Raw genomic sequence first — 11,288 nt, forward strand, 5'->3', positions numbered from 1 at the left:
TGCGCGAGTCAGTCTAGGCTGGCCCCGTGGCGTGCGTCTGTCGATAGCACGCGCGCCAGACCGGGGACCCCATGACCGACACAGCCCTGCCGGACGACGCCGCGCCTTCGATGGAGGGCGGCGATCGCGTGACGCCCATCCTGTTCGCCGTGGCCATCTTTACCTCGGCGGCCCTGGTCTTCGTCGTCCAGCCCATAGTGACCAAGCTGGTCCTGCCGATGCTGGGCGGCTCTCCATCGGTCTGGAACACGGCCATGGTCTTCTTTCAGACCGCGCTTCTGGCCGGCTACGCCTACGCCCACCTGCTGCAGCGCCTGACCTCGATGCGGGCCCAGATGGCGACCCATCTGGTCCTGCTGCTGCTGGCGGCCCTGTTCCTGCCGCTGAAGATCAACGGTGTGCTGGGCGACCCTGATCCGAGCGCCCCGATCGGCTGGCTGCTGGCGACCCTGGCCCTGTCGGTCGGCGCCCCCTTCGCCGTCCTGTCGGCGACGGCGCCCCTGCTGCAGGCCTGGTACGCCCGGGTTCGCGTCGGTCACGCCGACGGCAAGAACCCCTATGTCCTCTATGCCGCTTCCAACCTCGGCAGCTTCCTGGCCCTGCTGGCCTATCCCCTCATCCTCGAACCGCTCATGACCCTGTCAGGCCAGCGCGTAAGCTGGAGCGGAGGCTATGCCGCCTTCATGCTGATGGTCGTGGCGCTGGCCGTCGTGGCCTGGCGACGCGGTCAGATCGGCGGGGTGCCGGTCGCCAGTCTGGAGACCAGCGCGCCGATCCCATGGCGCGAGAAGATCATCCTCGTACTTCTGGCCGCCGCGCCGTCCAGCCTGATGCTCGGCGTCACCGCCCACCTGGCCACCGATGTCGCCTCGGCGCCCTTCCTGTGGGTCATCCCGCTGGCCCTCTATCTGCTGACCTTCGTCATCGCCTTCCAGGACAGGCCGTGGATCCCGCTGCCGATCACCCTGGTCGTTGCGGCGGCCGTCAGCCTCGCCTGTATCGCGTTCACAGCCTTCAAGACCGGCGACTGGATCCTGATGTTCGGCCTACATCTGGGGGCCTTCTTCCTGCTGGCCCTGATGTGTCACCAAAGGCTGGCCGCGCGGCGTCCTCCGCCTGACCGGCTGACCGAATTCTATCTGCTGATGTCGCTGGGCGGGGTCGTCGGCGGCGCCTTTACGGCCCTTCTGGCGCCGGTGCTGTTCAACGGCGTGTGGGAATACCCGCTGGTCCTCGTCCTGGCCGGTCTGGCCCGGCCGCTGAACAAGGCGCCGATCCGGAACTGGGAGGTCTATCTGTTCGTCGGCGCGGTGCTCGCCACCGGCCTGCCGCCGCTGCTGTCGGCAGTGTTCCAGGCGGACTGGGGCTTCGCCTGGTGGTTCAACAACAACGTCTCGGACAATATGCCGGGCCTGACCCAGTTCATCATGCTGGCGCCGATCCTGGCCGGCTTCATCCTGCGCGATCGCACCCCGGCCTTCGTCATCATCGCCGCCGGCATCGCCCTGTCGACCGCCTATATCGCGCGCGGCTATGAGGCAGCCTTCACCGACCGCAGCTTCTTCGGCGTGATGAAGATCGGCGTCACCGAGGACCCGCGCCTCGGCGGTCAGGTCAACATCCTGATGCACGGCACGACCCTGCACGGCGCCCAGCCCCGCAATCCGGCCTTCGCCTGCATGCCGACCCTCTACTACGCGCCGGCCAGCCCGATCGGTCAGACGACCCAGATGCTGCAGCTGCGCCGTCCAGCCCTGAAGATCGGCGTGGTCGGGCAGGGGTCCGGCGCCATGGCCGGCTACAAGCGCGCGGCCGACGAGATGAAATTCTTCGAGATCGATCCGATGGTCGATCGGCTGTCGCGCGATCCGCAGTGGTTCAGCTTCATCTCCGGCTGCGCCGACGGCCCGATCGAGACGGTGCTCGGCGACGCCCGGCTGACCATGGCGCGCGAGACGGCCGGCACCTACGACCTCTTGCTGATCGACGCCTTCTCGTCGGACTCGGTGCCGACCCATCTGCTGACGGTCGAGGCGATCGAGGGCTATCTGAAGCTGCTGAAGCCGGACGGCGTGGTCATCCTGCACCTGTCGAATCGCAACCTCGACATCACCCTGCCGGCCGCGGCGGCGGCGCAGGCCCTGGGCGCGGCGAACCTGCATCAGCTCTATCAGGAATCGCCCCTCGCGCCGGACATGGCCGAGGCCTCCACCGAAGCCCTGATCCTGTCGCCGACGGAAGAGGGCCTGGCGGAGTTCCGTGACCAGGCCCAGTGGCGAACCCTGGCCGAGACCGACGTTCGACCCTGGACCGACGACTATGTGAACCTGTTCGGCTCGTTGTGGCGTCACTTCCGGCGGTGACATCAGCCGTTTGATCAGGCGGGCAATTCGATCGTCGCGATAGCCGAGGCAGCGAGGCCTTCCTCGCGTCCGGTGAACCCCATCTTCTCCATCGTCGTCGCCTTCACGCTGACGGCGTCGAGCGGCAGATTCAGGATCGCGGAGAGCCGTTCGCGCATGGCCTGACGGTGCGGCTTCACCTTGGGTCGCTCGCAGATCAGGGTGACGTCGACGTTCACCAGCCGCCCGCCCCGCGCCGCCAGCCGCTCGACCGCATGGATCAGAAACTGGTCCGAGGCCGCGCCCTTCCACTTCGGGTCGGTTGGCGGGAAGTGGTCGCCGATGTCGCCGTCGCCCATGGCGCCCAGCACCGCATCGGTCAGGGCGTGCAGTCCGGCGTCGGCGTCCGAATGGCCGATCAGGGTCTGGTCATGTGCGATCTCGACCCCGCACAGCCACACGCTGTCGCCCGGCCCCCAGCGGTGGGCATCGAAGCCCTGACCGACGCGGGTCTGTCGGGCGATCAGCGCTTCGGCCATGGCGAAATCCTCGGGATAGGTCAGTTTCATCAGGCGCGGATCGCCCTGGACCAGACGAACGGTTCCCCCGTCCTGCTCGACCACGGCCGCATCGTCGGTGGCCGCCGCACCCTCGGGCCAGGCGGCATAGGCGGCCCGCAGGCGGTCGGCGCGAAACGCCTGCGGCGTCTGGGCCCGCCACAGGCCGCCGCGATCGACAGTCGCCTCGATGCGATCGGAACCGCGCTTGAGGGTGTCGGAGACGGGGAGGGCGGCGATGGCTCCATCCGCACCCGGCAGGGCCTCGAGCAGCCGCCGGATCACCTCGGCGGACAGAAGGGGCCGTGCGGCGTCGTGAACGAGGACGGGCCGATCCGGCGCCCCGGTCAGGGCTTCGAGCCCGGCGCGCACCGAGTCCGCGCGCTCAGCGCCGCCCGCCACGGCCCGCCAGTTGCTCAGCCCGGCCAGCGCCTCGGCCGCCCGCGCGAACCCGTCCGCCGCGACCACCACGACGACCTCTTCGGCCCCCGCATGGAGCAAGGCCTCGAGCGACCAGCGGACCACGGGCTTGCCGCCCAGCGGCCGCCACTGCTTGTCGCCTCCAGCCCTGGAGCCCGAGCCGGCCGCCACCACGATCGCTGCGAATGTCATCCTCGCCTTCTAGGGGCCACGATGGCGGTTGACGAGGGGCCAGGCTTCGCGTGTTGACGGACGGATGAGCACAGGGTTTAAGATCGGCGACGTCGCCATTCCCGGCCGGGTTCTGATGGCGCCCATGACGGGCATCACCGACCTGCCTTTCCGGCTGCTCGCCAGCCGCCTCGGCGCGGCCTATGTCGCGACCGAGATGGTGGCCGCCGCCGAACTGGCCCGCGCCCGCCCGGACGTCGTGCGCCGCGCCGCCGTGGGCGACGGCCTGCCGCTCACGGTCATCCAGCTGGTCGGCCGTGATCCCTCAGCCATGGCCCAGGGTGCGCGCATGGCCGAGGCGGCCGGCGCCGACATCACCGACCTGAATTTCGGCTGCCCGGCCAAGGAGGTCACCGGCTCGGCCTCGGGCTCGGCCCTGATGCGCACGCCCGACCTGGCGGGCCGGATCATGGCGGCGACGGTGGCGGCGACCTCGCGACCGGTCACGGTCAAGATGCGCCTCGGCTGGGACGACGACACCAGGAACGCCGCCGAGCTGGCGAAGCGCGCCGAAGACCTCGGCGTCAAGGCCGTGACGGTCCACGGCCGCACTCGCCAGCAGTTCTACACCGGAGCCGCCGACTGGGATGCGGTCGGGGCGGTCAAGGCGGCGGTCTCCATCCCGGTCATCGTCAACGGCGACATCATCACCGCCGAACAGGCGAGGGAGGCTCTGGACCAGTCCGGCGCCGACGCCCTGATGCTGGGTCGCGGCGTCTACGGCCGTCCCTGGCTCGCCGCCCACCTCGATCGCGCGCTGCGGGACGGCACGGTCCTCGTCGAGCCCGACCGCCAGGAGCGGTTCGATATCGTCGTCGCGCATATGCTGGCGTCCTGCGACTTCTACGGCGAACATCTGGGCCTGCGGATGTTCCGCAAACACCTCGGCTGGTACGTAGAACAGGCGCCCTGGCCCGCCGATCCGGCCGACCGCCGCACGGCCAAGAGCCGCCTGTGCCGGCTGGAACAGCCCACGCTGGTTGGCGAAGCCCTCGCTGACCTTTGGGACCGGCCTCCACCCTCGCTGTATTTCAGCAACTCTCCTGTTGAAGTTTCGCCACAGGTGGTTGAAGCTTCCGGGACATGACGGACACGCCCGCCCCGCTTCCGGCAACAGAAGGCGACCCCTCCTTCTGGGGACGTCTCGCGGCCGGTCGAGCGCGGGCCGCCTTCGGGGCCGCCTATGTCATCGCCTTCCTGATCACCGGCGCCGCCATCTGGCTGGTCGCCGTGGCCCCGGGAGCCAGCGCGGGCGATGACGCACGCTCGACGGCCAGCCGCGCAGTCCTGTTCATCCTGCTGGCCAATCTGGTCCTGATCGTCGCCCTCGCGGCCATCATCGGCGGCCAGGTTCTGAGATTGTCCCAGCGTCGGCAGGACGACCCGGGCGCGCGCCTTCACCTGCGCTTCGTAACGCTGTTCTCGCTGGTGGCGGTCGTGCCGGCGGTGCTGATCGCCCTCGTCTTCGGCCTTCTGGTCAATCGCGGCGTGGACCAGTGGTTCAGCGACAACGTCCGTTCCGCGGTCAACAACGGAGCCTTCATCGGCAAGGCCTATGTTGCGGATGTCGGAGGCGGTCTTGAACGCGACCTGGGCAGCATGGCCAACGAACTCGGCGGCGTTCGCGGCGCTTTCGACGACCGCATCCAGTTCTCCAGCGCCCTGACCCAGATCGCCGATTTCTTCGGCTACCCGGCCGTCTACATCCTGAACGGCGAGGGCGAGGTCCTGGCCCAGAGCGACCTGCCCGATGCCCCCGCCTATGTCGCCCCGCCGCGCGAGGAGTTCGAGAAGGCCGCCGAGGGCGAGGAGGTGCCGGTGACCGTGACCGAGCATCCCGACACCATCCGCGCCCTCTATCCGTTGCCAGACTACGGCGATGCCTATCTGTATGTCGTGCGCCCCCTGGCCCCCGGCCTCGTCGAGCGGATGCGCAATGGCCGCGACTCCATCGAGTCCTATCGTGTCGCCGAGGAGAGCCGGGCCCGGATCCAGGCCGCCTTCGCCCTCAGCTATCTGGAGACGGCCCTGCTGGTGCTGGTCGGCGCCGTGTGGCTGGGCATGTCGGCGGCCAGCGCCATCTCCGGGCCCATCGGTCGTCTGGTGAAGGCGGCAGATCAGGTCGCGGCCGGCGACTTCAGCGCGCGGGTCGAGGCCGACGGCGCGCCCGGCGAGATCGCCACCCTGTCCCAGGCCTTCAACCGCATGACCGGCGATCTCGAGGCCCAGCAGGCCGCGCTGAAAACCGCCAGCGAGGAGGCGCAGGACCGCAGTCGTTTCATCGAAACCGTCCTGTCCGGCGTCAGCGCCGGCGTCATCGGTCTGGACAAGCGCGGTCGGATTTCCGCCATCAATGACAGCGCCTTGCAGCTGCTTTCGATCTCGGAAGTTGAGGTGCGAGGCAAGGCCCTGGGGGTCGTTGCACCCGAACTGGCGGAACTGGTGAAACGCGTCGAGGCCCATATCGAGGAGGACATCGACGTCGCTCGCGAAGGCGAGACCCGGCGTCTGCGCGTCCGCATCGAGGGCGGGGTCGGCGGCGAGATGGTGCTGACCTTCGACGACATCACCCGTCTGGTGACGGCCCAGCGCAATGCCGCCTGGCGCGACGTCGCCCGCCGCATCGCCCACGAGATCAAGAACCCACTGACCCCGATCCAGCTTTCGGCCGAACGGCTGAAGCGCAAGTTCCGTCCGGCGATCACCGAAGACCTCGAAATCTTCGACCGCTGCACCGACACCATCATCCGCCAGGTCGGCGACATCGGCCGGATGGTCGACGAGTTCTCGTCCTTCGCCCGCATGCCTGCGCCGCGTTTCACCAATGAGAACCCGGCCGAACTGCTGCGGGAAGCCGTCTTTGCCCAGCGCGTCGCCGCGCCCGACCTCGTGGTCGAGCTGGTCGAGCCCCTGCCGAGGGCGAAGTTGAAGGCGGACGGCCGCATGGTCGGACAGGCCCTGGCCAACATCCTCAAGAATGCCGGCGAGGCCGTCGCCGCCCGTCGCCTCGCCACGCCTGCCGATGAGGAGCAGGTCGCCATCATCGCCCGGCTTGAGATCGAGGACGGCATCGCCACCTTCATCGTCGAGGACGACGGCAAGGGTCTGCCCGTCCGCGACCGCGACCGTCTGACCGAACCCTATGTCACCACGCGCGAGAAGGGCACGGGCCTCGGCCTCGCCATCGTCAAGCGCATCTGTGAAGACCACGGCGGCGAGCTGAAGCTGTCAGATGCCGACAGCCTGCACGGCGCCAGGATTTGCCTGATCTTCCCCCTCAACCCCACCGGCAAGGCCGGGCGTGAAACGGAGCCTCGCGGCGCCGGCGCCCCGGCGGCCGAATAGTAGCGAGGCGTCATGCGTTCCACCGGAGCCGATATCCTGGTCGTCGACGACGAGGCCGACATCCGCGACCTGGTCTCGGGCCTGCTGGAGGATGAGGGCCATTCCGTCCGCGTCGCTTCCAGCTCCGAGGAGGCCCTGGCCGGCATCCGCGCCCGCAAGCCCAGCCTGATCGTCCTCGACATCTGGATGCAGGGCGGCGGCATGGACGGGCTGGAGCTGCTCGACCTGGTCAAGACGCTCGACGCCGACCTGCCGGTCGTCATGATCTCGGGCCACGGCAATATCGAGACGGCCGTCAGCGCCCTCAAGCGCGGCGCCTACGACTTCATCGAAAAGCCGTTCAAGTCCGACCGGCTCGTCGTGGTCATCGATCGCGCGCTCGAGTCCGCCTCGTTGAAGCGCGAGAACCGCCGCCTCCGCACCGTGGCCATGACCCCGACAGGCCTGATCGGTCGCTCGGCCGCCGCCCAGGTCCTGCGCACCACCATCGTCAAGGTCGCCCCGGCCAACAGCCGCGTCCTGATCTCGGGTCCTCCCGGTTCGGGCAAGGAGCTGGTGGCGCGCCAGATCCACGAGGCCAGCCCCCGTGCGCGCGGCGAGTTTGTCGCCATTTCCGCCGCCGGCATGACGCCGGAACGCCTCGACCTTGAGCTGTTCGGCGAGGAAGGTCACGACGGCCGTCCGCGCAAGATCGGGGTCTTCGAACGCGCCCACAACGGCACCCTCTATCTCGACGATGTCGGCGACATGCCGCGCGAGAGCCAGAGCCGCATCCTGCGCGTCCTGGTCGAACAGCGCTTCCGCCGTGTCGGCGGCGAACAGGACGTCCAGGTCGATGTCCGGGTCGTCACCTCGACCTCGCGCGACCTGAAGATCGAGATCACCGAGGGCCGCTTCCGCGAGGATCTGTTCCACCGCCTCAACGTGGTGCCGATCCGCGTTCCGCCTCTGTCGGAGCGCCGCGAGGACATCGGTGAACTGGTCGAATATTTCATCGAGACCCTCAGCGTGTCCCAGGGCCTGCCGCGCCGCAGACTGGGCGACGACGCCATCGCCGTGCTCCAGGTCCATCCCTGGCCCGGCAACGTCCGCCAGCTGCGCAACAACGTCGAGCGCCTGCTGATCCTGGCGACCGGCGACCTCAACGACCCGATCTCGGCCGACATGCTGCCGCAGGAGGTGGCCTCGACCGGCGCGGCAGGGATGGGGGCCGAACGCACCATCGCCCTGCCTCTGCGGGAGGCCCGCGAGGTGTTCGAGCGCGAATATCTGGCGGCGCAGATCATGCGCTTCGGCGGAAACATCTCGCGTACGGCCGCCTTCATCGGCATGGAGAGATCGGCCCTGCACAGGAAGCTGAAGTCGCTGGGCGTGTCGCCCTCGCGCGGCGGGGACGAGGACGAAGGGAATACCGACTGATGTCGCGCGTCGCCTATGTGAACGGGGTCTACCAGCGCCACTCGGAGGCGACGATCCATGTCGAGGATCGAGGCTTCCAGTTCGCCGACGGCGTCTATGAGGTCTGGTCGGTGTTCGACGGTCGGATGGCCGATTTCGAAGGCCACATGACCCGGCTTCACCGAAGTCTCAACGAGCTTCGCATCGACATCCCCATGTCGGTCGACTCCCTGACCCGCGTGCTGAAGGAAACCATCCGCAGGAACCGCGTCCGCGACGGCATCGTCTATCTGCAGGTCACGCGCGGCACGGCCCGCCGCGACCACCCTTTTCCCGCGCCCGGAACCCCGCCCAGCGTGGTCGTGACGTCGAAGTCGCTGAGCGCGCGCAAGTCCGACGCCCAGGCCGCCAAGGGCGTCGCCGTCGTGACCCATCCCGACATTCGCTGGGGCCGCTGCGACATCAAGACGGTCGGCCTGCTGCCCAACGTCCTCGCCAAACAGGCGGCCCGCGACAAGGGCGCCTACGAGGCCTGGATGGTCGACGAGATGGGTCTGGTCACCGAGGGCTCCTCGACCAACGCCTGGATCGTCGACAAGTCCGGCAAGCTGCGCACCCGCGACACCCAGGCCAATATCCTCAAAGGCATCACCCGCACCGCCATCATGGCGATGATCGAGGCGGAGGGGATCGAACTCGACGAACGCCCCTTCAGCGTCGACGAGGCCAAGGAGGCGAAAGAAGCCTTCTTCACCGCCGCCGGCGCCTTCGTCATGCCCGCCGTCTCGATCGACGGGGTAAAGATCGGCGACGGCAAGCCCGGTCCGATCGCGACCCGGCTGCGCGCGCGTTATCTGGAAGAGGCGAAGCGGGACTCGGTCTGATTTTTCTCCGTGCACCCCGGCGAAGGCCGAGGTGCACGGATGGAGGGCGTCTAAGCCTCGCGCTCTCTGGTTGCGCGACCTCGAAATCCATCGGGATGAAATCGGTTACCGGGCCTGTTGCGACCCGCGAGCGCCAGCGTCTAAGGTGACGAACCGGGCGTTCGATCCGGAGCCGCGATCTCCCCGACGCGGTGAAAACCAAGAAAGAACAGGACCAACCTGCCATGTCGCAAGACAAGCGTCAGAACCTTCAGGACACCTTCCTCAACTCCGTCCGCAAGACCAAGACCCCGCTGACGATCTTTCTCGTCAACGGCGTCAAGCTGCAGGGCATCGTGACCTGGTTCGACAACTTCTGTGTGCTGCTCCGTCGCGACGGCCAGTCGCAGCTCGTCTACAAGCACGCCATCTCGACGATAATGCCGTCGGCGCCCGTGCAGCTGTACGAACCCGAGGCCGACGAGGACTGAGGCAAGTGGCCTTGTCATCCCGAACGAAGCGAAGCGAAGATCCGGGACGCCGACCAATTCCTTCGACTCTCCCGGAAGACGCGAAGCGGCTGTCCGGGAGACCGTCAGGTGCGGTCCCACCGTTCCCCGGATAATCGCTGACGCGATTTCCGGGAGGACTAACTTCATCGTCTGGCGTCCCGGATCTTCGCTTCGCTACGGCCGGGATGACAAGCATCGCACGCTGACCACTGGCGATGGCCGCCCAGGCGGCCCATGTTGACGCCTCCGCCCGACAACCGACAGAGACCCTTTGAACGCCAAACTCATCGACCACTCCGTGCCGCTCATCCGCGCGGTCGTCATCCACCCCGATCTCGGCGAGCGCGCCTCTCGCCCGGCCGGTGAGCGTCTGGAGGAGGCCGCCGGCCTCGCCCGCGCCCTGGACCTCGACGTCCGTGCCGAGGAGATCGTGCGTCTGCGCAAGACCACGCCCGCGACCCTGTTCGGGGCCGGAAAGGTCGAGGAACTGGCGGCCCTGATCCGCGCCGCCGAGGCCGAGGCCGCCGTCATCGACTTCGACCTGACCCCGGTCCAGCAGCGCAATCTGGAGAAGGAATGGGACTGCAAGGTCATCGACCGCACCGGGCTGATCCTGGAGATCTTCGGCCGTCGCGCCCGCACCAAGGAGGGCAAGCTGCAGGTCGAACTGGCCCGGCTCGACTACGAGAAATCCCGCCTCGTCCGCACCTGGACCCACCTGGAGCGCCAGCGCGGCGGCACCGGCTCGACCGGCGGCCCCGGCGAGACCCAGATCGAGCTCGACCGCCGCCTGATCGCCGACCGCATCGTCAAGCTGAAGGGCGAGCTGGAGGAGGTCCGCCGCACGCGCGGCCTGCACCGCAAACAGCGCAAGAAGGCCCCGTTCCCGGCCGTCGCCCTGGTCGGCTACACCAACGCTGGCAAGTCGACGATCTTCAACCGGCTGACTGGCTCCGAGGTCCTGGCCAAGGACCTGCTGTTCGCCACCCTCGACACGACCCAGCGCACCATCCGCCTGCCCCAGGGTCGCCCGGCCATCATCGCCGACACGGTGGGCTTCATCTCCGACCTGCCGCACGAACTGGTCGAGAGCTTCCGCGCGACCCTGGAGGAGGTGGGCGAGGCCGACCTGATCTTGCATGTCCGCGACATCGCCTCGGCCGACACCGCCGCCCAGGCGAAGGATGTCGAGGAGGTCCTGAAACAGATCGAGCAACCCGCCAATCCTGACGGGACGATCAAGCCGCGCCGCATCCTCGAGGTCTGGAACAAGACCGACCTCCTCGACCCCGAGGTCCGCGAAGAGATCGAGGGCCAGGCCGCCCGCTCGGGCAATGCTTCGGTCGCCGTCTCCGCCTGGACCGGGGAGGGGATTGAACGCCTGCGCCAGGCCATCACCGACCTGATCGACGACGACCCCGAGACGGAACTGGTGCTGCAGCCCTCACAGGGCGAGGCCCTGGCCTGGCTCTACGCGCACGGCCGGGTCACGGCGCGCGACACGGACGCCGAGGGGCGGATGCGGCTGACCGTGCGGCTGGACCCGCAGGCGATGGGACGGTTCGAGCGGCAGTTTCAGGCGGGGTGAGGGCCGGTCTGCCGCGGCAAGCTGGCCATGGT

General features: G+C 68.4%; 8 protein-coding genes. 7 read left to right on the forward strand and 1 reads right to left on the reverse strand.

The genetic code is table 11. The features are described from left to right. Positions 1-71 precede the first annotated feature (71 nt). Entirely contained in the window at positions 72-2,363 is a 2,292-nt protein-coding gene (locus ACP7AZ_RS02385) for a fused MFS/spermidine synthase (protein ID WP_426035700.1), read from the forward strand. A 14-nt stretch (positions 2,364-2,377) separates the two neighbouring features. On the opposite strand, the gene ACP7AZ_RS02390 is transcribed toward ACP7AZ_RS02385, so the two are convergent. Next, on the reverse strand, positions 2,378-3,511 hold the full coding sequence (locus ACP7AZ_RS02390) for a bifunctional 2-C-methyl-D-erythritol 4-phosphate cytidylyltransferase/2-C-methyl-D-erythritol 2,4-cyclodiphosphate synthase (RefSeq protein WP_426035702.1): 1,134 nt from the start codon (positions 3,509-3,511) through the stop codon (positions 2,378-2,380). Between the two features lie 64 nt (positions 3,512-3,575). Between ACP7AZ_RS02390 and dusB the strand changes: the two genes are divergently transcribed. The 6 genes from dusB to hflX all read left to right on the forward strand — a co-directional run bounded on the left by dusB (position 3,576) and on the right by hflX (position 11,256). Next, positions 3,576-4,637, forward strand: coding sequence for a tRNA dihydrouridine synthase DusB (dusB, locus tag ACP7AZ_RS02395; protein WP_426035704.1), 1,062 nt, complete (start codon positions 3,576-3,578; stop codon positions 4,635-4,637). Then, the gene (locus ACP7AZ_RS02400) at positions 4,634-6,895 is read left to right on the forward strand and encodes an ATP-binding protein (RefSeq protein ID WP_426035706.1); all 2,262 of its coding nucleotides are present in this window, start codon (positions 4,634-4,636) and stop codon (positions 6,893-6,895) included. The genes dusB and ACP7AZ_RS02400 overlap by 4 nt, the downstream gene beginning before the upstream one ends. A 12-nt stretch (positions 6,896-6,907) precedes the next feature. Further along, on the forward strand, positions 6,908-8,314 hold the full coding sequence (locus tag ACP7AZ_RS02405) for a sigma-54-dependent transcriptional regulator (RefSeq protein WP_426035708.1): 1,407 nt from the start codon (positions 6,908-6,910) through the stop codon (positions 8,312-8,314). Continuing rightward, positions 8,314-9,177, forward strand: coding sequence for a D-amino-acid transaminase (locus ACP7AZ_RS02410; RefSeq protein ID WP_426035710.1), 864 nt, complete (start codon positions 8,314-8,316; stop codon positions 9,175-9,177). Before ACP7AZ_RS02405 ends, ACP7AZ_RS02410 begins: the two co-directional genes overlap by 1 nt. 224 nt (positions 9,178-9,401) lie before the next feature. Beyond that, positions 9,402-9,647 carry an RNA chaperone Hfq gene (hfq, locus tag ACP7AZ_RS02415; protein ID WP_013269198.1) on the forward strand — a complete coding sequence of 82 codons (246 nt, stop codon included), beginning with the start codon at positions 9,402-9,404 and terminating at the stop codon, positions 9,645-9,647. Positions 9,648-9,939: 292 nt separating this feature from the next. Then, positions 9,940-11,256, forward strand: coding sequence for a GTPase HflX (gene hflX, locus ACP7AZ_RS02420; protein WP_426035712.1), 1,317 nt, complete (start codon positions 9,940-9,942; stop codon positions 11,254-11,256). Positions 11,257-11,288: the final 32 nt, after the last annotated feature.

This window comes from Brevundimonas sp. DC300-4 (genome assembly GCF_049897365.1).
In the GTDB taxonomy this organism is placed as follows: domain Bacteria; phylum Pseudomonadota; class Alphaproteobacteria; order Caulobacterales; family Caulobacteraceae; genus Brevundimonas.